This is a genomic window from Butyricimonas sp., from assembly GCF_019423355.1.
In the GTDB taxonomy this organism is placed as follows: Bacteria; Bacteroidota; Bacteroidia; order Bacteroidales; family Marinifilaceae; genus Butyricimonas; species Butyricimonas faecihominis.
Genome location: NZ_JAHZBP010000011.1, coordinates 78,198 through 100,765, shown reverse-complemented (window position 1 = coordinate 100,765; position 22,568 = coordinate 78,198). Strand labels below are relative to the sequence as shown.

Here is a 22,568-nt window from a genome sequence, read left to right as displayed (position 1 = left end):
TAAATAATGTTTTAAATTTTGCTGTATCCGGGATTCTGATTTCCAATAGTGGGATTTTTCTCGAATTCTGTTGCCGGGATGGGGAGTATCGTGTAATTATATTCCTTTATGGCGGGTTTGATCTTCAAGATTTCCTCTAACGGTAATCGTGTCATGGCGGTCCACTCTATCCCGTCTTCAAATATTAAATTTTTGACGGTTTCTTTATAAATTTCCAAACGTAGTTCATCCCGGTTCGTGATGGCATCTATGACGGAAAAATCAGTTATTCCCGCATGGCCCGAGACTGTTTTTAATAGATTTTTTGCATCCTCCAGTTTTCCCCCGGAAAGGACGATCGCTTCTGCCTTTAGTAAGTACATTTCAGTCAAACGTATGGCAATAGATTCTTCTTTTTTGTTTCCCGATATTCCTTTTACAATACCGTAGTCCGTTAGTGTCGGGTCATTATAACGCTTTTGTGCTATGAGCATCCAATCTTTTCGGGGATCATTCTCGATCAGAGACATGAAACTCGGCATCGCTGTGTACATGGCCATAGAATTATATTCCTGCCAGTAAGTACCATATCTGGCTGTTTGGTTTGCTAAGGGTTGAATCCCTAACATGACCTCTTTGCTCGTTAGACCTTTCGTGTTGAATATATCTTCAACATGTTCTTCCAATTCGTAGGGACCGTTATCAATGATATCGGTTGTGATCGTGACCACATCTGCATAATCTGTACCTTCACCCCGTAAAATCAATACTCTTGCTTTCATGGCTTTGGCAATCCATTGATTCCCGTAAATATTCTTGTTTTCTAGCGGGGCGTTTTTAATGGCTTCTTCGAGGTCTTCCAGTATGAACGTGTATGTGGACTTCACGTCACTCCTGCTTTTTGCGATATTATTTGTCGTGACAAATTCATCACGGATCAGAGCCCCGTATTCACTCTCCGTGTCATCAAAACGGCAGAAATAACGCAGCAAATTGTAGTGTCCGTATGCTCGCATTAATTTTGCCTCGGCAATGATTTCTGCCTTGCGGTTTCCCGTGAATAACGTGGAGGATAATGCTTCCATCTGTTCGATTACCCCGTTGGCTGCATTAATTAAGGAGTAAGCATTCGACCATGTATTTAAAATATTATTATCTGTTGGATAAAATGTTTCTTCAAGGGGAGAACCTCCGAATGCATACGTGAAGTATCCTGTAAGTATGGGAGAAGTTAGTTCGTGATAAATTGCCCATAAAATGGCTGGTTCGTCCTGAGATTCTCCTCCCGAGGCAAATCGGTAGTACACGCCATTTAATGCTATTTCGGCACTGGCTTGATCGACAATCACGTTTCCCTCTACTTTCGATTGAGTCGGTAAGGCGTTGAGTTGATCTTCGCAACTTGTCTGGGATATGATACTCAAGAACATGAATATATATATAAAGGTCTGTTTCATAATTCAATTTATTTGTTTAAAAACCTATTCTTATGCCAAACGTGTATGATTTTGCGGTAGGGTAGGTGCTGGCATCCCGTCCTCCCCCGATCACGCTTCCCGGGTCATCGCTTACTTCGGGATCTGGTCCGGGATAAGAGGTAAGTGTGAACACATTGGTTGCCGTTCCATATATGGAAGCGGATTTGATCTTGACTTTTTGACAGATGCTTGCGGGAAGATTGTAGTTTAACGTGAGTGTTTTCAATTTTAAATAAGAAGCATCATACACGTTTAAACTTGTTAGCATATATGTGGCTGCCCACATACTTCTCGGGCGATTGGAGGAGGTGTTCGTTTCGCTGTAATGGTTTAATACTCGTGTACCCCGGTTGGCTAAACTTGACATGCCTGAATCGCTCACGTCTTTTTGGTATATTAAATCGTTACCATACGAGAATGTAAATAGTGCGGTTAGAGTGAATTGTTTCCACGTGAAGGTGTTCGTGTAACCACCGAAGAAATCCGGGGTCGAACGTCCGATCACGTCTTCTTTCCAGTAGCCATCTTCATATTCGAAAGCGATGTCTCCCAAGTCTAGATAGGGATCGAAACTCGTGTAGTAGGGAAATGCCTCCTTGGCGGCAGCCAGTTGTTCTTCTGTTTTTATGATGCCTGTAGCTACCCGTCCATAAAGTAGTCCTAGGGGTTCGCCTTCTTTTACCACGCTGGTTCCCAAATTCAATGCATCACGGTTGTTGGGGTCGGAGAAGGGACCTCCGTTTATATCCAATACTTTAGATATATTCCGGGAGATATTCAGCGCTCCCGTCCAGCGGAAATGCTTTTTACGAATGAAATCTCCATGAATATCAAATTCCACCCCTTGATTTCGAATTTTGGCAATATTGAATACAACAGTCGAGTACGAGCTACTTGGGGCCGGGGTCATATTTAATAATGCGCCATCAGTTACCTTGTGGTAATACCCGAATGTTCCGCCCAAACGTCCTTGTGCGAAAGAGAAGTCAATCCCGAGATCTTTTTGTACGGTGGATTCCCATTTAATGCTACTATTTCCGAGTTGCGAGGGGATTAATGCGTTTTTGTCACCATACGATACCGGTGTGTAGAGCGTGCGCCACATGTGGTCTCCAATACTCTGTGTTCCGGTTTTTCCCATGCTTGCACGAATTTTTATTTCATCAATCCACTCCGCTCTTTTCAGAAAGTTCTCTTCCGATATTCTCCATGCAATAGCTCCCGAGGGGAAAAATCCATACTGGTTATCCGGGGCAAATTTGGAAGATGCATCTGCGCGTCCCGTGAATGTGAATAGGTAGCGATCCTTCCAAACGTAGTTTGCTCTGGCATAAAATGATAATAACGAATTTTGGCTCTCCGGGGTAGCTCCCTGTACTTTGGATGCGTGAGCTGCAGAACTCAGGTTGTTTAATTGCTTGTCATCCGGATAACCCTTGCCCGCGGCTGAAAAGAAATCGCTTCGGTGTTCTTCCCATGAAGTACCTACCAATAAATTGAAACGATGGTTCTCGTTTATTTCTTTGTCCCATGTCAATGTATTTTCGAAAAATATATCCAGTGTTGTCGAATGGGATTGAGATCCGGTTCCGTTTTCAGAACTTGTTTTTCCCATGTAATTACCTATATCCACGTAACTTGGAGTATAGCTTAGCTGGTTGTAACTGCTATAATTGATTGAAACCGTACTTTTGAATTTCAAATCTTTCAGGATACTTATCTCCCCGGCAACGGATCCCATGAAAGTGTATGTCTTTGCTTGGTTCGTGCAGGAAGCTACTGCCAAAGGGTTCTGGTAACCTTGATAATTGTATCCTAATTCAAGTATAGCGTATGTACCATCTTCGTTGTATGGGGCAAATGTTGGAGGTGCGTATAAGGCCTGTCCGTAGACACCGTTAGTAATGTTGGATTTCGTGTACCCGAAATTCAGATTGGTGTTTAACCTGAAATACTTGGAAATATCACTGTCAAGACTGATCTTACCGGATATCCGTTGGAAATCGGTTTTAATTAAGGTTCCCTCTTGTCCGGTGTAAGATAGCGACGTGTAGTAACGGGAATTGACACCCCCACCGGCAACCGAAAGATCCAGATTTTGGGTAACCCCCGTGCGTAGCACGAGATCCAGCCAATCTGTATCCGTGTCACCGAAATAATCCGGGTTGTTCAAAATAGCTTGCGCTTGTTCCACGTCACTTCCGGTCAAAGGTTCTCCTGCTTTTTCACGGGCATCGAGGTACGTCTGGGCAGCTTCCTTTAGTGTCGATTTATATTGTTCTGCGTTCAGAACTTTTTCTTTGTTCGGAGTGGAAATCCCGATGTAATAATTCAGGTTTAATTGTGGCTTACTTTCTTTGCGTCCTTTTTTAGTCGTGATAATAACCACTCCATTAGCGGCTTTCGACCCGTAAATTGCCGTTGCGGATGCATCTTTCAGGATGTCGATACTTTCAATATCCGCGATGTTTAATCCGGATAAATTATTTAATCCCCGTAAAAAAGCACCTTGAACACTGTTATTGAAGTCTTCCCCGTAATTATTAGATTCTATCGGGTTAACAATATCAGATTCTGTGATATAATTATTTGACACGACCATCGGAATCCCGTCTATCACGTATAGCGGGTCATTCGTTCCCAGCAACGACGCCCCACCTCGAATACGGATACGTACTGCTCCACCGGGAGAGCCGTCCGCCTTGACCACGGATACCCCGGAAGCCTTACCGGCTAAGGCATCATCCACGCTAATGTACGGGACATCTTTTATCTCAGATACTTTCACTGTAGATACCGATCCCGTGAAGTCCTTTACCCGGGTTATTCCGTATCCAACCACAACCACCTCGTCCTCCACTTTCACATTTTCCTTCATGACAATATTAATGGTATCTTTGCCCGTGTAAGGAATCTCTTGTGTTTGCATCCCGACAAACGAGAACACTAGGATAAAGTTTTCACCGATGCTAGTGGGAACCGAAAGGCTGTATGTCCCGTCCACTGCGGTTGCTGTTCCGCGTTCGGTCCCTTTTATCTGGATCGTCACACCGGGTAGTTCTTGTCCCTGTTCATCGCGAACTTTTCCCGTGATTTTGATTTCTTTCACTTGTTGTGCCGTTTGGCTTTTTAATTTCGGTGAAATGATAATCACGTCGTCTTCAATCGTGTAAGCCAGTTTCGACCCGGCAAGAAAGACTTGCAGGACTTCTTCGATCGTGGCATCCTTCAAATCCATCTGTTTTGCCGGTAATTGTCTGATTTCTTCGTGATTGTAAAGAAAACGGTAATGAGTGAGTGCTTTTAACTGCTGGATCACCATTTCTGCCGGAATCCGGTCTGCTTTGAAATTAATCCTTCCCGTTTGGGCTCTTCCCTCTGCAAATGATGCGAGGGTGAATCCCATGATCATGATAAATGTTAGCTTCATGATTCTGCAACTTTTTGACAACACTTTTCCCGTTAAGTGACAAGTGTTTCTGTTTTTTTTCATAACTTTGTCATTTAGTAATTCAACTTCGTTTGAGTTTTGCCGGAGTAGGGGTCGAAGTCTTCTCCGGCTATTTTATTGTTTTAGAATTTTATTCCGGTGTGATCGTGATTGTTTTCCCGTTGATCGAGAATGATATATTTGTCGTTAATTCAATCATGCGTAATACTTTGTCAATCTTTTCATATCTGTCAATTTCCCCGCTAAAATGTAATTCTCTTGCTCGGGTTCCGACAAAGAAAATATTCACGTCATACCAACGTCCCAGTTGAGCCATAATGTCTTCCAGTCTCTCGTTGGCAAAGAGAAAACGTCCGTGACGCCACACGCTTTGTTGGCGTGCATTTACTTTTACAATCTCCACGTCCTTCGAGGGGTTTAATATTGCTTGTTCGTTCGGGGTTAACCGGAATTCTTTGTCATCAACAAATAAACCGATAGAACCGGTTTCGAGCGTTGTCTTTTGGAATGAGTCATCCGGGTAGGCTTTTACGTTGAAGGTTGTTCCGTATACCCGGATAGTTGACTGGGATGTTTTCACGAAGAAGGGTATTTGATCGTCGTGTTGTACCTCAAAATAAGCCTCTCCTTCCAGTTCCACCTCCCGGTTGGTACCGGAGAAAGAAGTTGGATATTTTAGACGGGAATCAGCATTTAACCAGATTTTCGTACCGTCGGCCAGTACGAGAGAGAATTCTCCACCCTTGGGAACCACCAGAGTGTTTATTGTCGGGGCTCCGGTAACTGCGGAATGTTTTAATTCGTTATGAGCTACCACAACGGATGAATCCTGAGTTAACACGGCTTGCATATTTTCCTTGAGTTCGATCACCTTGTTATCTCCGGTGTACAAGGTTGCTTTGAAACTTCCAGCCTGAATTTGAGCCGTGTGAACGGGGGCAGGGGTGATATTTTCGGGATAGAACCAGTAAGAGCCGATGGCGAACAATAGGGCTATCGTGGCAGCTATGCCTATCTCCCGATAACGAATGATTCGTGTATGACGGTTTCGGGTTACTTGCCATTGTTTCCAACTTTCTTCGATATTGGAATTTAAACGATTATATTGTTCCAGCTTGTTTTCTATGTTTTGTTTGGATAAAACTTCCCGTACGATTTTCTCGTCTTCTTCCCGGAGCGAGTTTTCTGTATTCTCCTCACTCTTGTTCTTTCCCGTGAGATACAGCCCGATTCGAAGGGCCTGTTTTATCGTTTCTTCAATTTGTCTCTTCATTTTTATCTCCTATTTTCATATAAGAAACACGCTCGTTAAGGTTTGGATGGAGACAAAAAGTGATTTTTTTTGAAGAAAAATGATATGTTATTGAAAATTAGGAAAGTAAAAGTAACAATATTTTTAAGTATTGTAGTTTTTCCCTTAGTACTGCGTAACCTTTTGCCTTATGGCTCTTCACGGTAGAGACGGCAATTCCCAGCTCTTGAGCGATTTCTTCGTTTGATTTTTCCTCCAGCGTGAGCAATAATACTTTTTGCTCCATTTCCGTGAGGTGGCTGATTTCTTGATGAATGACATGGAATATTTCTTCTTTTACAACCGTTTCGTGTATGAAACTCTCGCTTTCTAGGTATTGAAGGTTCTCCGCGAGATATTTATTTTGTACTTGTTGATGACGGATTAGGTTTAGACACGTGTTACGGATTGATTTGTAGAAAAAAGCTCTAATGGCTATTAAATTATCGAAATCGTTTCGGGTATTCCAGTATTTCAGAAAAACATCATGTACCACGTCCTTACATTCTTCTTCGGAAGGCAACAAGTTGTTTGCGAAAGAAACAAATAGGGCAAAATACTCTTCGTAAAAGCTTTTGAGTGTTTTCTCTTTTCCGTTTTTTAATTCTTCTACTAGGAGCTGGTCATGTTTTTTCATACACATACACGTTATACATTTACAAATATAGGATATTTTTGATTGGATCAACATATTTTAAAATGTATTTTTGTCCTTGATGAATTATATTGAATGGAACATAGATCCCGTCGCGTTTTGGGTAGGAGGAATCCCTGTCATGTATTACAGTTTGCTGTTGATTGCGGGGACCGTGGCGTCCGTGTCGATACTGAAATGTGTTTACCGGGAAAACGGGATACCGTGGGAGCATCTCCAGATACTCGTGATGCTGAGTATTGCCGGCTTGTTTCTAGGGGCGCGTCTGGGGCATTGCCTGATTTACGAGTACGCGTATTATTTTGCGCATCCATTGGAAATTTTGCTCCCGATACAGGTTAAGTCGGATGGAAGTGTTATTTTTTCCGGTTATCAGGGGATGGCCAGTCATGGAGGGCTTGTCGGGTGGATGATTGCCATGGTGATTTATTCCCGGATTACAGGTGAGAACGTGTTACGGACACTTGACACGATTGCTCTCGTTTTACCTTTAGCGGCGGGGTGTATTCGTTTGGGAAACTTAGCAAATTCCGAGATTATCGGAATCGAAACCAACGTGCCATGGGCCTTTGTTTTCGAACAGATTGATTCGGTACCCCGTCATCCGGCTCAAATTTATGAGGCCTTGGCCTATTTCTTTACTTTCGGGATAAATTTGTTGCTTTACCGACGAATCGGGTTGAAGTGTTATAGGGGGGTACTTTTAGGGAATACGCTTGTCTGGGTTTTCGTGGCTCGTTTTTTGATTGAATTTGTCAAGGAAAGGCAAGTCCCTTTCGAGGATCAAATGACTTTGGACGTGGGACAGGTGTTGAGTATTCCGTTTATCTTATTGGGTATATTCCTATTGATTTGCGGGCTAAAGTGTAAAAAGAGTACGACACGGTGATTCATGTAACGTGTGTAAATCGTGTTTTGTTCCTGTGAAAGAAATGTTTATTGGGAGTTGTTATTAGATATGGCTATTATTATATGATCATACTGTTATTATAAATGTAGCCAAATCATTCTATATACTAATAAATGTCTATTTTTTATTAGTGTGATAGGATGGGAATAGGGGAGGAATGGGAGCGGAATGGGAGCGGCTCGCAATATGGTTCGTGTATGATTGAAATTTAGTAATAATAATTTACATGAATTTGTGAAAATTTAGGATTGAACTCGACTGAAGTTACCTTACTATGATGGCCTACCCCCTCCAAGGGGCTGTCCTAAAAGTCATTTTATTTCAAAAACTCCTCCGTCACTTCGTGCCACCTCCTCTATAAACAGAGGAGGTGCTGGTGAATCTTCTCGAAGACAGGGAGTATTTCAGCTCTCCCTCTGTTTATAGAGGGAGTACGGCGAAGCCGGGAGGGAGTTGGAAAAATGACTTTTAGGACAACCCCAGTTAATTTCCAAATGGTCACCGCTTTTAATAAGCTAACCGTACGTTATCTACCCAAAGTTTATTTCCCACGGTGCCAATGTAAGCCTCCCCGTAACTAGAGGATACACGCAGGAACAAATGGGTGGGTTTGTCGTCCGTATCTCCCCAACCTACTTCTTCCACGGGTACGGATTTACCTTTACTGTTGATACAGTATAGAGATTGTTCTTTGGGGATTAATTGCATATAGGATTTACTACCGGCCTGATTTGCCGGGTCCCCGTAAAGAATATTCAGCCTGTGGTCGTTTTTCCAGTCGGGAGTGTTTTCGGAAAGGCGTTCTATGGCTGTTCCGATCCGTTTGGCATACACGTTACCATTCTTGTCTTCCCAACGTTTTTGAAGGATCACGTATATTTCGGCGGAATCCCGTCCCGCCACGTCAACAATTTTGCTGAAACCGGTTGCTTTGATCCGGTGATCTGTTCCCGGGGTCTCCATCTTGTAGTCAAATACAACTGCGTTCGGGGTTTCCGTGAAAGGAATTCCGGCGTTCAGTTTACTTTGCGGGTTCTTCGTGTCCTTGATCGGTTCGTGCATCTGTCCCAGATAAATTGTACCCGGTACAAGCACGGTGATGTTCACGATGCCCAGTACTTTACACTTTTCCATGAGCGTTTCGACACGTACGCAATAGCCGTCATCTCTTTTCTCCGGGAAAACGGAAATACTGCATTTTGTGACTCCACTGACTTTTGCCATGACGTTAGAAGTTCTCCACGGGGAAACCGTGGAACTGATATAGGGTTTGTCTCCTCGAATCGTGTCCACCGGGGCAATCTCGTAGAGGGTTTTCGTGTTACCACCAATGACAAATGATTCGTCAATGATTCGAACCATCCAGCTATTGAAGTCCCCGAATGGGATTAATTTTTCATTTTCTTTTTCTGTTGTTTGTGCCATGGATAGAACGCTTGTTCCCAGAATAATTCCTAGGCATAGCGTTTTTATTGTATTACGTGTAAATTGTTTCATATCAATTGATTTTCTTCTGTCTTGAATACTTTTATTACGATAAAATGACTTTAAGGTTTTATGCAAGAAACATGCCAGTGTTAATAATCGTGTTGAATAATGTAAATAATGTTGTTAACGTGTTTATTTTTTGATTTGAAAATGAGAATGTTAAAAATAAAGCGTATCTTTGATTGTCTTAAATACTTTTATATATGATGATGAAAAAATTAAACATTGGGAATCTCTCTATCTCAGTTCCCATTGTACAAGGTGGTATGGGTGTTGGTATATCACTTTCAGGATTGGCGTCCGCGGTGGCAAATGAGGGGGGAGTTGGTGTGATTTCCAGCGCAGGATTAGGTTTGTTATATCGGAATTTATCTAAAGATTATATTCAGGCTAGTATCATGGGTTTGAAGGAAGAACTTCGTAAAGCTCGTGAGAAAACGAAGGGTGTGATTGGCGTGAATGTTATGGTGGCTATGTCTAATTTTGCGGATATGGTGAAGACGGCGATAGCCGAGAAAGCGGATATTATTTTCTCCGGTGCGGGGTTACCGTTGAATTTGCCGAGTTTCTTGCAAAAGGATAGCGTGACCAAGTTGGTTCCGATCGTTTCTTCTGCGCGTGCAGCGAGAGTTATTGCCGAGAAGTGGCATAATTTGTATAATTACCTGCCGGATGCGTTTGTCGTGGAAGGACCGAAAGCGGGGGGACACCTCGGTTTCAAGGATGAGCAAATCAATGACGAGCATTTTTCGCTGGAACATATTTTACCGGAAGTGATCGACGAGGTGAAGGATATTGAAACGCATTACGGGAAGAGTATTCCGGTAATCGTGGCTGGTGGAATTTACACTGGTGAAGATATTAAACGTTTTATGGATATGGGAGCAGCCGGGGTACAAATGGGTACTCGTTTCGTGACCACGGAAGAATGTGATGCGTCCGATATTTTCAAACAGACTTATATCGAGGCAAAACAGGAGGATATACAAATCATCAAGAGTCCGGTGGGAATGCCGGGACGGGCGATATTTAGTAAGTTTATCCAAAAGGTGAAGGAAGGACAGAAACAGCCTAAAACGTGTATGTGCAAGTGTATCAAAACGTGTGATATAAGCAAGAGTCCTTATTGTATTATTGCGGCTCTGTACAACGCTTTCAAGGGAAACATGGATAACGGTTACGCTTTTGCCGGGGCGAATGCTTTCCGGGCCACGAAGATTGTTTCAGTGAAAGAGACTTTCCGTTCTTTATTGGACGAGTTTAATCGTGCTATAAATAAATAGATGATCTGATTTGGTGGTTTCATATCGAGATCACCAAATCTTTAAATCTAAAATTATCACGTTCTCCACCAGATACTATACACGGCGAAAGCGGCAATCGTGAGTAATCCCGTGTAAATAATGATTGACGTGTGTTGCATGTGAGATGGGTGTTTCACGAGTTTACGATCTAGATGAAATTTTAGCCCGTTGGCAATGCTATCCACCCGAAGACAGAAACGGTATATTCCATAAGTGACGGCTCCCACGGCAAACCCGACAACTGTTCCGAAAAGTAGATCTCCGGGATAATGTACTCCCACGTACACCCTCGTGTAACAAGTTACAATCGCCCATAGCATAAAGAATGTAGTTAAGGCTCTGTTCTTGAACAGTAACATCATGAAACAAGCTAATGCGAACGTGTTAGCCGCGTGGCAGGAGGGGAATCCGAATTTTCCGCCTCGCTTTCCATTGACTAAATGTACCATGTCTGCAATATCCGGGTTGCGTGATGGTCGAGGACGTTCGAATATAGGGCGCAGGAGGGAACTACATGTTTGGTCTGCCAATGCTATAAGCAAGGCGAACATCAAAGTAGTGAAAATGACCATACGGATATTCATGTTTTTATACAAGACGTACAGGATGGACGCGTAAAGAGGAATCCATACGAGTTTACTCGTGAATATGTACATGAAGGAATCCAAATAAGGGGTGTGCATTCCGTTTAAGGCAAGAAATACCGTACGATCTAGTGCTTGTAGTGATTCTAACATGGAATTTGAATCTATAAGTTTAAATAAATAATGTTCAGCCGCTATTTGAGGGGATTATTGGAGAGCAAATATATCATTTTTCGGTATATTTGCAAAATTGTTCTGCGAAATGGTAAAACTCCTCCGTCAGCTTCGCTGCCACCTCCTCTATAAACAGAGGAGGAGTTTTTGCTCTTGCCAAAGATTGGGAGTATTTCAACTCTCCCTCTATTTATAGAGGGAGTATGGCAGAGCCGGGAGGGAGTTTGAATGTGGAATTGAATGAATTACAAATAGTAAATCGGCAGGTGCCGGATCTTTAAATTTTGATGAGTTTATGGTAATATTTCCGAATGCAAAGATTAATATAGGGTTGTTCGTCACGGAGAAGAGATCGGATGGATTTCATAACTTGGAAACTGTTTTTTATCCGATTGATCTTCGGGATATACTGGAAATCACGGAGGTGAAGGGTGAGCAAGGGCGTTGTGTTTTTACTTCCACGGGAATTTTGATAGATTGCCCGCCGGAAAAGAACTTGGTGAGCAAGGCATACGCTATTCTGGCTGCCGAGTATGATTTACCCTCGGTAGATGTGCATTTGCATAAGATCATACCATACGGTGCCGGACTGGGTGGCGGTTCCTCTGATGCGGCTTTTATGCTGGTTGGGTTGAATCAGCTTTTTTCCTTGGGGTTGAACGAGGAACAATTAATGGGATATGCAGCCCGGGTAGGAAGCGATTGTCCTTTTTTCGTTTTGAATCATCCCGTGTTTGCTTTTGGGAAAGGCGAGTTGATGGAAACGATAGATTTGTCATTAAAGGACTATCATATGGTACTCGTGAAACCGAATCGGGGAGTTTCTACTCCCGAGGCATACCGGGGAATAACGCCTCGTGCGGCCTCTTTTGACTTGCGAGAATTGGGAAAATTGCCGGTAGAGCAATGGAGCGGAGTGATCGTGAATGATTTTGAAGATTCCGTGATTCCTAAAGTACCGGAGATAGAAGAAATAAAGAATAAATTACGGGATTTGGGTGCGATTTATGTTTCCATGACCGGAAGTGGATCAGCCGTTTACGGGTTGTTCCATCATCCCGTGGAGGCAGAAAAGGCGTTTTCGGAATATTTCGTGTGGCAAAGTGAGGGAATGAGTTTATAAAGTCCATAAGGTTCGTAGACCTTTGTGGGATGCTTTGTCAACGGCAGCTTTACTGTAAATATAAAACAACTACCCCCTCCGGCTCCCCCTTACACAGGGGGAGTTAGAGGGGGTAGTTTGTTAGCCTCTTCCCACAAATGCGTATACAAATGAAGAGATGCCGGCGAAGATGAAACTAAGGCCGGTCCAGATGATGATATTGAAAATTCCGAACAGGGGATAGAAGACGATCATGAAGGAAAAGAACAAGGTGATGATTCCCGCTATGAATATCCATCCCCATCCTCTGATTTTTAGCGATGACATCTGTAATGATTCGGCAATGTAATCAATGCTTTTGAACATGAGGATAAAGCCGACGATGTAAGGAAGTATGTCTTCCGTGATGATCGGGTGGATTAACAGGATAAAACCGATAATTAGGTCGAGTAACCCGATGAACAGTCCCCATCCCCAATGCCGGGAGTTACCGCCTGCAAAAGCATTCATGATTTCACTGATTCCGATAACAATGATAACGATACTGAAATACATGGCCAATCCGAAATAAGATGCCACCGGATGCCGGATGATGCCGACACCAAAAACGAATAACACGATACCTAGGATTAGGTATAGCCATCTGAACCCCTTGGGACCGGTAGATGTTGTTGCACTTGTTGTAGTCATTTTTCTGATATTTTTAAAGTTTAGTTTGTTTCTTTATATGTGAAATGCATTCAAAAAGTTGTTATATTGTCATTAAAAATAAATAACCAAATGCCGGGAAATACGTTTCAGAGATTAAAAGAGCGATGATGAGAAAAATTATATTATTCTTGATGTTGTTTTTAGTAAACTACATGATTATGGCACAAAAGAAAGAGTTGACAGCGGATGAAAAACAAGTGATTATTTATAAGGGGACGGAGAGACCTTTCACGGGTAAATATTATGATTTCAAGGCGAAGGGGACATACGTTTGCAAACAATGCGGGAACCCGCTTTACCGTTCGGAGGATAAGTTTGATTCCCGGTGCGGGTGGCCGAGTTTTGATGATGAGATTCCGGGAGCGGTGAAACGAGTACCGGATGCAGATGGGAGACGGACGGAGATTGTCTGCGCTCGTTGTGGAGCGCACTTGGGACACGTGTTCACGGGAGAGGGGCTTACCCCAAAGAATACCCGTCATTGTGTGAATTCGATTTCGATGGAATTTATTCCTGCGGAAGAATTGAAAATAGACACGGCTATTTTTGCCGGAGGATGTTTCTGGGGAGTGGAGTATTACATGAAAAAGGCACCCGGCGTGCTTGCCGTTGAGTCCGGGTACATTGGAGGAAAAGTAGAGGACCCGTCTTACGAGGAAGTATGTGAGGGAAACACGGGACACGTGGAGGCGGTACGAGTGTTGTTTGATACATCGAAGACCGATTACGAGACATTGACAAAGTTGTTTTTCGAGATACATGATCCCACGCAACAAGATCACCAAGGTCCGGATTACGGGGAGCAATACCGTTCGGAAATTTTCTACAATAGTCCGGAACAGAAGGCCGTGGCTGAAAAGCTGATACAGGAGTTAAAAGAGAAAGGCTATGCGGTGGTGACCCGGTTAGCTCCGACTACAACATTTTGGGTGGCAGAGGATTATCATCAGAATTACTATACTAGGAAAGGGACTTTGCCTTATTGTCATGGATATATGAGGCGATTTTGAAAAAATCATGTACCTTTGTTTGGATAAATATTTCAAAGGATAACAGAGAATTTATTTATATAAAAGAAAGGAATTGAATCATGAAAATTGCAGTACCAACAAGAGAAAACGTTGTTGATGATCATTTTGGACATTGCGCGTATTACACGCTGTTCACGGTAGATGACGATAAAAATATCACGAATATTGAAACACTCCCTTCTCCACAAGGATGCGGTTGTAAATCGAACATTGCTTCCGTGTTGAAAGAAAAAGGGGTTACCGTGATGCTTGCCGGTAGCATGGGTGACGGGGCTTTAAAGGTATTAAGTGACCAAGGGATTAAAGTTTTCCGTGGTTGTAAAGGGGATGTCCGGAAAATAGCGGAAGGTTATTTGAAAGGGTTTATTTTGGATTCCGGCATCGGTTGCCACCATCATCACGAGGGTGGAGAACATCAGTGCAGTCATCATAAAGAGGTTGACTAAAAAGTCTTGTCCAGTATCTACAAGCTACCCCCTCCAACACCCCCTTATACAGAGGGTGTTGGAGGGGGTAGTTATTTAAAATTGACTTTTTAGTCCGTCTCTTTGTTTATTTTGACAAGAACTTTGTCAATTCGAGCGGCATCCATATCCACGATTTCAAACTCGAAGTTATACCATCTCAATTTTTCTCCGGTTTGGGGAATATGTTCCAAAATCTTCAGGATCAGTCCGCTTAACGTGTTGTAGTAATGGTTCGTGTAAAGACATTCTAGGTCGAAATAGGCCAAGAAATCATAGAAGGGACATTGGCCGTCCACGAGATAAGTACCATCTTCCCGTTGCACTATGTCCGGCTCTTCTCCAAGTTCCGGTAGGTCTCCGATCAAGGCTTTCAGAATATCCTGTAATGTAACAATACCTTCGATACTTCCAAATTCGTCCGTGACTAGCCCATATTTCGTGTGTCCTTGTTTCAAGTGTTCCATGGCGTTATACACGCTTTGATTCTGCGGAAAATACTGGGGTGGGCGTACAATTGATTTTAGATCAAAATCCGGGGCATCCATTTTTCCGAAAAGGTCTTTCAGAAAGACGATACCGACGATATTGTCCAATTTCGTGTCAGCCACCGGGTAAATTGTGTGAAGATGTGCGTTTACCGTTTCCCGTAGAGTTTCGTTACTATCTTGTATGTTCAGCCAGATGAGATCACTCCGGTGTGTCATGATGGAGCCGAGATCCCGGTCGCCGAGGTTAAACACCCGTTCCACGATGTCTTGCTCCACTTCTTGAATCTCTCCTTCGGCGGTACTTTCTTGGATGATTGCTTTAATTTCCTCTTCCGTGATTTTGTTCTCTCCCGATTTGTTCAATCCCAATAGTTTCATCATGAATGACGTGCTGGCAGAGAGTAACCACACGAAAGGTGAGGCTATACGGGAAAGAATATCCATCGGGGCGGCAATTAGTTTTGCCATTCTTTCTGCGGCGACCATTCCTATGCGTTTAGGTACGAGTTCTCCGAAAATCAGCGTGAGATAAGTCACGACGATCACGATAAGCGTTTTGGATATGAGTAATGCATGAGGTTGCAACACCTCTATTTTTTCCACCCATATGGCCAAGTCGCCAGCGAGGGCTTGCCCGGAATAAAGACCGGTAAGGATACCGATTAACGTGATTCCGATCTGTATGGTCGAGAGGAATCGATCCGGTTGATTCGCTAATTTTAACGCTCTTTGTGCGGATTTGTTCCCGCTTTTGGCTTCTGTTTCAAGACGGGATTTACGGGCAGAGACCATCGCTATTTCAGACATGGCGAGTACCCCGTTTAAAATGATAAGTCCTATGATGATTAGAAATTCCATGTGTTAATTTTTTGATTTGGTGATTTTAGATTTTAGATTCCAGCCGCCCAAAGCCTGCGCTTTGACTACCCCCTCTAACTCCCCCTTGCACAGGGGGAGGAAACGCTACAATGTAACCTTGAAACGTCTTCTTGCGTCCGTTTCTCCCCCTGTGTAAGGAGCCAGAGGGGGTAGTTGTTTTTTCCATTCTAAATTCTAAATTTTAAACTTTAAATTCTATTTGTTTTGGCCTTATGATTAGTAGTGAGGGTAACTTTGCAAAAAGAGCCTGATCTTTTGACAACTTTTCGCAAGTGGTATAACTCATCACTAATAAGGTTTCTTTATTTTCAATAAAAGTGTTCATGGTTAATGGTTTGTCCAGTATGAATTTGTTTGAATCGATTTGAACGAAATCATTCATAATTCTGGATTCTAGTTGTTTATCCACCTGTTCGTTGATAAAGCAAATCCGGATGGTCATGCTTTGTTCGCCCAACCGGGTTCTGGCGTAATTAAAGAGGAACAAGTCGTCTTCGCTATCAACGAGAAGTAAGATATTGGAAGCCCGCGTGAAACCTCTGTTCACGAAGATTCCCACGGAACAATCCACGTGATCCATGATGGATTCCAGTTTTTGCCGGAGTAGCGTTCCCGGTAAATGTAACGGGCGATCTTTTAATTGTTTCAACCAGCGGGAGATCGTGGTGAATCTTTTACCCAGTTTTCCGGGGGCCGTGCTATTGTCCTGCATGAATTGTTGTCCGGCCCCGACGAACAGGTAGTCCACGTGTTCTTTCTTGGCCACGTGAATCATCTCCTGAATGAGTTTGTCGGTTACCTGATAACGTTCATCAACCTGTAAATTCAGATGGCGAGCCTCTTCCCGAAGGGGAATAAAACTCTCTTCTGCAAACTCTTCCGCTTTGGCAGGATTCAAGTCTGTTCCCAGCGTGAAGTGGGTGGCTATAAGTTGACTGTTTTGCAGACGATGTCCTAGTAAAAGATCGGCCATACCCAGTAAGGTTCTACCGGTTTCGGGACGACCAAAGGAGAGCAACACTTTCTCGTGATGATGGGATTTTTCCTCTTGTTTGGCAAATATCTTTTCCACGAGCGACAACATGGGAGTTGCCATGAACGTGGTCAATAAAGACATGATCAATAGCACCACGAACATTTGGGCAGAAAGGATTCCCATCTCGAACCCGATGTTCAGGGCCACGAGTTGCATAAGTCCCCGTGTGTTCATTAGTGTGCCGACGATAAGACTATCTTTCCAGTTTTCGCCCACAGCCCGTGCAGCCAACGTACACCCCCCAAACTTCCCGGCAATGGCTACCACGATGAACAGTAAGCACACGCCCCATAGCTCCGGCGTGTTAATCAAACCGATTTCCGTGTGTAATCCCGAAAAGGCAAAGAATAGGGGGAGGAAGAATACCAAAGAAATGTCTTCCACCTTCTCCATCATGACTTTACGGAAGCCGATGTTCGTGGGCATGACTACCCCGGCGATAAATGCCCCGAAAAGGGCATGAATACCGATGATTTCTGTCGTTACCGCCGAGAGTACGAGGAAGAGGAATATGAATCCCACGAAGGTCTTGTTGATGACTTCCGAGTTGGCATAAATGTCCCCGATTTTACGCAGAAACGGGCGCATGACCATAAACATGAAGGCGATGTAGATGAGCGTTAAGGCAATGGTGTAGAGGGCGCTGACGAAATTACCCGCTTTCGCTAAAGCAATCACGATGGCCAGTAAACACCATGCGGTGACGTCATCATTGGCCGCCGAGGCGATAGATAACATCCCGACAGGGCTTTTTGTCATATTACGTTCCTGCACGATTCGGGCCAACACGGGAAAGGCCGTGATACTCATGCTTATCCCGATGAACATGGCAAAAGGTAAAAATTCCGCTTGCTGTGCCCCGTAGTCCGCGTATACCCAGATGGCAGCTACTACTCCTAGGAAAAAAGGAACCACGATTCCGGCATGACTGATGACCAGTGTTTCGTTTAGTTTGTCTTTTATGACGCTGAAATCCAATTCCAGTCCGATGACAAACATAAACAGCACTAACCCGATCTGGCTTAACAGGTTCAGGTTCATCAGTGATTCGGGAGGGAATAGCGTGGCAGAGAATTCCGGGAAAAAATATCCCAGCAACGAAGGTCCCAAGACGATTCCGGCCACGATTTCACCCATAACACCGGGTTGCCCGATGTATTTGAAAAGGAACGAGAAAATGCGGACGGTGATCAAAATCACGATGATTTGTAACAACAAGATCGTTAGTGAGTTTGCCAGATTGTCGGAAATGATTCGTTTGAATAGTTCAAATGAACTCATTTCCGTGTTTACCGTACTGCTGACTTCGGGATGATCGATATGTTGACCCGTGCAAAGTGCAAAGTAAATTAAAGCACAGAAGACGGTCATCATGCCGAGATATATCCAGTAGTTTGTGCTATTCCTTTTCATGATCCCCAATGATTTTTACACTACTTCCTGTTTTTCATTCGTTTGAATGCTCTGAAGATTTCTCCCACCCAAAGTACAAGAGACGTGGCAAGCGTGATCCAGATCCATTCGGTCCACGTCAACGGGATGGTTCTGAAAACGGAACCACCGAAGTTGACCACGAGTACTTGTCCCACGATAATGGCCATTCCCACGGTAAGGAAACCTTCGCTTTTGAATATATCTTTAAAGGCGGAATCATTTGTTCCGAAAGTCTTCGCGTTGAACATGTTCCAAAACTGTAACATCACGAATACCGTGAAGAAGATCGTCAGGTTCCGAAGTCCTTCCGGTGTTCCGGCCTCAATACCTCCGGCATAGTTGGAGAGTACATATAACAAGCCGAGTAGGATAACCACGAACGTGATTCCGGTGGCTAGTATCAGTCTCTGCATTTGCGGGACGATGATGAAGGCATTCGAGTTTCTCGGCTTCCGTTTCATCACTTCCGGGCTAGGTGGGAGTGAGGCTAAAGCCCCGGCAGCAAACGTGTCCATGATGAGGTTTACCCACAACATCTGTGTTACCGTGATGGGAAGTTCCGAACCGAACAAAGACCCCAGTAGCACAATAATCAAGGCTGCCACGTTAATGGTAAGCTGGAACAGGATAAACCGTTGAATGTTCTGGTACACCGAACGTCCCCACATCACGGCAGAGGTGATGCTGCTGAACGAGTCGTCCAGCAAGGTGATGTCACTGGCCTCTTTCGCCACGGAGGTTCCGCTACCCATAGATAATCCCACATGTGCATGATTCAAGGCGGGAGCGTCGTTCGTCCCGTCTCCGGTAACGGCCACGATGGCTTGTTTCTGTTGTAGCAATTGAACGAGGCGTTGTTTGTCCATCGGGCGGGCACGGGACATGATTTTTAAATCCAGTACTCGATCCAAGGCCTCTTTATCAGTTAGTTTCGCGAATTCAACTCCCGTGATCACATTTCGATCGGTATCTTTTTCCGTCCACAGGCCGATTTGTCTTCCGATCTCTTTTGCCGTACCCGGTGTATCCCCGGTCACCATTTTCACTTGTATTCCGGCATCAAAACAGCGTTTTACGGCATCCGGTACATCCAAACGGATCGGGTCTGAAATTGCCACGATACCAAGGAAGGTTAATTCGGTGTTGTATAAACGTCCGTCTTTAAAATGCGGTTCATTATCCTCGATGATTTGGTAAGCAAAACCCAGCGTCCGCATGGCTTGATTTTGGTATTCCAGCAATTGGTTCTCCACGGTCGTTTTGTAACTGGCAATCGGTTGCAGTTCCCCGTCGATCAACGCGTTCTTACATTGAGCGAAGATAATTTCGGGAGCCCCTTTCACGTATAGAATCTTTTTTCCCATGACGGGAGAGTCAACCAATGTGGCCATGTATTTCCGTTCCGTGGAAAAGGTTAATTGGTCGATCACCGTGGCATTTTCCCGGAGTTCTTGGTAATTAGCCTGTTGTCCGTTTAACCAGAGTAACAAGGCAGCCTCGGTCGGGTTACCTAGAGTTTTCACTTTGCCCGGATCGGAAAAGTCAAGGAACGCGGTTGTATTTACGGCAATACCCTCTTTTATCAGTCGGGAGTTTTCATTATCCGTGAGTTGTTGATCTTTCAGACCGTAGAAGTTTGTTTTGTACACGGTCATCTGGTTTTGGGTCAGGGTTCCCGTTTTATCCGTACAAATAACGGTTGTGGCACCCATCGTTTCGCAAGCGTGCATTTTGCGAACGAGGTTGTTGGATTTTAGCATTTTACGCATACTGAGAGCCAAGCTCAAGGTAACACTCATTGGAAGACCTTCCGGAACAGTTACCACGATCAGGGTAACGGAAGCCATGAATGCCGACAGGATTTTCTTTCCCAGACTTAGCGAGATCCACGCTTGCGGATCCCAAGGTTTAACCCCGAAAGCCAAACCAATGGCGAGCATGATAACCAATGCTCCTAATCCGTACAGAATCCAACGTCCCCAACCTCCTTGCTTTATACTCTTGGGGAGTTCTTTTTCTTTTCCCCGTAGGGCATGAACATCGTATATAACAGGTACCCATACTTTGGCAAGCATGATGACTGCCGCGATTATCAATGCCCCGATCAGTCCGAGCTGTCCTAATTCCGGGGTAGGGGATGCGGGATTAAAGAAGATGGCTTTAATGAATAGGATGGTGAACGTGACCGCGGCACCGCAGAATCCTACTATTCCAATGAATTTTGCCAGCGAATCCAGCTGTTTGTCGAGCGGGGTTGGTTCTTCGCTTTTTTCCGAAGATTTTTCTGCCACTTTTCCAAATTCCGTGGCATCTCCCACGGCGAGTACCTGCATGATCCCGTGACCGTCGGATACGGTTGTGCCTCTCATCACGTGATTGGAAGGATAGGTGGCTTCGAGGTTAAATTCGGACTCGATCACGGTTTTATTGGCGATCGGTTCTCCGGTTAAACTGGACTCGTTCACCTGTAACGAGATTGCCTCCAGAAGCACCCCGTCGGCGGGGATCTCTTCTCCTTGCTCCAATAGCACGATGTCGTCCACGACAATGTCTTTTTTAGGGACTTCATGTACATTACCGTTGCGGATAACTTTAACCAACGTGTCGTCATTCACTTGATTCAGCACGTCGAACTTTTTGTTTGCATCCCACACGAACCAAGTGGCTACCCCTGTCGCGAGTAAAATGGCCACGGCGATACCGATGGTTTCTGCGATCTCGATGATTCCTTCCGAGAAATACATGGAGATGGCGATACCTCCCGAAAGAAATACCGCGATCATTAATATGCGAATGACGGGATCTTCAAAGTTCCCGATAAAAATCTGCCATAAAGAATCCCTTTTAGGGGGAGTTAACACGTTAGCCCCGTGTTTCTCGCGACTTTCCAGCACTTGTTTATCCGTGAGGCCCGTGTAGTGTTTACGTGATTCCATGTTATAATTTAAGATTTAATTGTTTTTTTTTACGTGTTGACCGAATAATAAGATACGTGAAAAAGCCAATGCCGACGATTAGCATGACGATGGAAATCTCGGTGAAATACTTTTCCAGTAACTCTTTTCGAGAATATAAAAAATAGCCGGCCGTAGCCAGTATCAGGTTCCAGATACCGCTTCCGGCAGCCGTGTAAAATATAAAGCTGTTTAAAGGCATTTTGACCAATCCAGCCGGAAGGGAAATAAAACTTCTTACCCCCGGGGTAAGTCTTCCGATCAGCGTGGAACTTTTGCCGTATTTCAAAAAATATTGTTCGGATTTTTCTACTTTTTCTTTTGACATCCGCAAAATCTTTCCCCAGCGTGATTCCGCGAAAGAATAAATGAATTTACGCCCTAACGTGTATGCTAACACGTAGTTGAAAAGGGCGCCTAGAACCGATCCGATTGTGCTGAAAATAACTACCAGTAGGAAATTGAGATCCCCGTTTGCAGCTTTCCAAGCTGCAGGAGGCACGATCAATTCCGCCGGAAAGGGAATGATGGAACTCTCAATGGTCATACACACGAGAACGCTCCAGTAGTTCACGTTATGCATATACCAATCGAGAATAGATTGAAGCCAATCGATCATATGTTGTTTCTAAATTTTTTTTTTATGTTTTTATTTGCTCTCACTTGTTATAATTATCGTTATGGTTTTGTCATAACAGCAATACTTTCAGCGAGTAGATATAAAAACCTTGACTATGTCGGGCGGTCAGGTATTGGATAAAGTGCCGTTCTTTTTTAGCGAAAGACAATTTTATCGGAATATTCTTCCCACTCTGCATATTGTGATGCGAATACACGTTTGTTTTAGGAGTTTTATCGAGTCCGAAACGTCGTCCGTGAGAGCTTGCAATTCCTTCATCGGAGCCTAAACGAAGACCTCGTAAGAGAGTGTCATAATGATGGGCCATCTCGTCCGGTTCGGATAGTTGTTCTGTTTGTGTAGGCAATGTTATCTCTTCCTCGTTTTCCTCAGCCTGTAGTCCATTGACTATGAGTAGTAAAGAAAAAATGAAGATAGATATATATACAAAAAACAGCCTTTTCATTATAAAATTATTTACAGGCTCAAAAGTAATATATTTTTTGGATATATATCCAGTCTCGTTTACGCTT

At 43.9% G+C, this 22,568-nt stretch carries 17 protein-coding genes; 5 read left to right on the top strand and 12 right to left on the bottom strand.

The window, feature by feature from the left end; translation table 11 throughout:
• Nucleotides 1–11 precede the first annotated feature (11 nt).
• The 4 genes from QVC79_RS14650 to QVC79_RS14635 all read right to left on the bottom strand — a co-directional run bounded on the left by QVC79_RS14650 (nucleotide 12) and on the right by QVC79_RS14635 (nucleotide 6,836).
• Nucleotides 12–1,436 carry a RagB/SusD family nutrient uptake outer membrane protein gene (locus tag QVC79_RS14650; RefSeq protein ID WP_270593201.1) on the bottom strand — a complete coding sequence of 475 codons (1,425 nt, stop codon included), beginning with the start codon at nucleotides 1,434–1,436 and terminating at the stop codon, nucleotides 12–14.
• 16 nt (nucleotides 1,437–1,452) lie between these two features.
• The gene (locus QVC79_RS14645) at nucleotides 1,453–4,887 is read right to left on the bottom strand and encodes a TonB-dependent receptor (RefSeq protein WP_270593202.1); all 3,435 of its coding nucleotides are present in this window, start codon (nucleotides 4,885–4,887) and stop codon (nucleotides 1,453–1,455) included.
• 151 nt (nucleotides 4,888–5,038) lie between these two features.
• The gene (locus tag QVC79_RS14640; protein ID WP_270593203.1) at nucleotides 5,039–6,181 is read right to left on the bottom strand and encodes a FecR family protein; all 1,143 of its coding nucleotides are present in this window, start codon (nucleotides 6,179–6,181) and stop codon (nucleotides 5,039–5,041) included.
• A 97-nt stretch (nucleotides 6,182–6,278) separates the two neighbouring features.
• Nucleotides 6,279–6,836, bottom strand: coding sequence for an RNA polymerase sigma factor (locus tag QVC79_RS14635; protein ID WP_183312865.1), 558 nt, complete (start codon nucleotides 6,834–6,836; stop codon nucleotides 6,279–6,281).
• Between the two features lie 79 nt (nucleotides 6,837–6,915).
• On the opposite strand from QVC79_RS14635, the gene lgt reads away from it, so the two are divergent.
• Nucleotides 6,916–7,743: a prolipoprotein diacylglyceryl transferase gene (gene lgt, locus QVC79_RS14630; RefSeq protein ID WP_270593398.1), complete on the top strand. Its 828-nt coding sequence runs from the start codon at nucleotides 6,916–6,918 to the stop codon at nucleotides 7,741–7,743.
• A 528-nt stretch (nucleotides 7,744–8,271) separates the two neighbouring features.
• Here lgt and QVC79_RS14625 read toward each other — a convergent pair.
• On the bottom strand, nucleotides 8,272–9,261 hold the full coding sequence (locus tag QVC79_RS14625; RefSeq protein WP_270593204.1) for a PCMD domain-containing protein: 990 nt from the start codon (nucleotides 9,259–9,261) through the stop codon (nucleotides 8,272–8,274).
• 200 nt (nucleotides 9,262–9,461) lie between these two features.
• On the opposite strand from QVC79_RS14625, the gene QVC79_RS14620 reads away from it, so the two are divergent.
• Nucleotides 9,462–10,535, top strand: coding sequence for an NAD(P)H-dependent flavin oxidoreductase (locus QVC79_RS14620; RefSeq protein ID WP_270593399.1), 1,074 nt, complete (start codon nucleotides 9,462–9,464; stop codon nucleotides 10,533–10,535).
• Between the two features lie 56 nt (nucleotides 10,536–10,591).
• Here QVC79_RS14620 and QVC79_RS14615 read toward each other — a convergent pair whose 3' ends face one another.
• Entirely contained in the window at nucleotides 10,592–11,293 is a 702-nt protein-coding gene (locus tag QVC79_RS14615) for a phosphatase PAP2 family protein (RefSeq protein WP_270593205.1), read from the bottom strand.
• Between the two features lie 316 nt (nucleotides 11,294–11,609).
• Here QVC79_RS14615 and ispE point away from each other — a divergent pair, with 316 nt between their 5' ends.
• A complete protein-coding gene (gene ispE / locus QVC79_RS14610) occupies nucleotides 11,610–12,437 on the top strand; it encodes a 4-(cytidine 5'-diphospho)-2-C-methyl-D-erythritol kinase (RefSeq protein ID WP_270593206.1) in 828 nt (275 codons plus the stop codon).
• Between the two features lie 120 nt (nucleotides 12,438–12,557).
• Here ispE and QVC79_RS14605 read toward each other — a convergent pair whose 3' ends face one another.
• Nucleotides 12,558–13,106, bottom strand: a complete 549-nt coding sequence (locus QVC79_RS14605; RefSeq protein WP_118302081.1) for an HdeD family acid-resistance protein — start codon at nucleotides 13,104–13,106, stop codon at nucleotides 12,558–12,560.
• A gap of 128 nt (nucleotides 13,107–13,234) precedes the next feature.
• Here QVC79_RS14605 and QVC79_RS14600 point away from each other — a divergent pair, with 128 nt between their 5' ends.
• Nucleotides 13,235–14,137 carry a bifunctional methionine sulfoxide reductase B/A protein gene (locus QVC79_RS14600; RefSeq protein ID WP_270593207.1) on the top strand — a complete coding sequence of 301 codons (903 nt, stop codon included), beginning with the start codon at nucleotides 13,235–13,237 and terminating at the stop codon, nucleotides 14,135–14,137.
• Between the two features lie 80 nt (nucleotides 14,138–14,217).
• Nucleotides 14,218–14,604, top strand: coding sequence for a NifB/NifX family molybdenum-iron cluster-binding protein (locus tag QVC79_RS14595; RefSeq protein WP_124316973.1), 387 nt, complete (start codon nucleotides 14,218–14,220; stop codon nucleotides 14,602–14,604).
• An 89-nt stretch (nucleotides 14,605–14,693) separates the two neighbouring features.
• On the opposite strand, the gene QVC79_RS14590 is transcribed toward QVC79_RS14595, so the two are convergent.
• From QVC79_RS14590 to QVC79_RS14570, 5 genes are all read right to left on the bottom strand, one after another.
• A complete protein-coding gene (locus QVC79_RS14590; protein ID WP_270593208.1) occupies nucleotides 14,694–15,971 on the bottom strand; it encodes a hemolysin family protein in 1,278 nt (425 codons plus the stop codon).
• A 202-nt stretch (nucleotides 15,972–16,173) separates the two neighbouring features.
• On the bottom strand, nucleotides 16,174–18,441 hold the full coding sequence (locus tag QVC79_RS14585) for a cation:proton antiporter (RefSeq protein WP_270593209.1): 2,268 nt from the start codon (nucleotides 18,439–18,441) through the stop codon (nucleotides 16,174–16,176).
• A 20-nt stretch (nucleotides 18,442–18,461) separates the two neighbouring features.
• Nucleotides 18,462–21,398, bottom strand: a complete 2,937-nt coding sequence (locus tag QVC79_RS14580; protein ID WP_270593210.1) for a calcium-translocating P-type ATPase, PMCA-type — start codon at nucleotides 21,396–21,398, stop codon at nucleotides 18,462–18,464.
• Between the two features lies 1 nt (nucleotide 21,399).
• A complete protein-coding gene (locus QVC79_RS14575) occupies nucleotides 21,400–22,035 on the bottom strand; it encodes a DedA family protein (protein WP_151411779.1) in 636 nt (211 codons plus the stop codon).
• Nucleotides 22,036–22,105: 70 nt separating this feature from the next.
• A complete protein-coding gene (locus tag QVC79_RS14570; RefSeq protein WP_124316922.1) occupies nucleotides 22,106–22,501 on the bottom strand; it encodes a hypothetical protein in 396 nt (131 codons plus the stop codon).
• Between the last annotated feature and the right edge of the window lie 67 nt (nucleotides 22,502–22,568).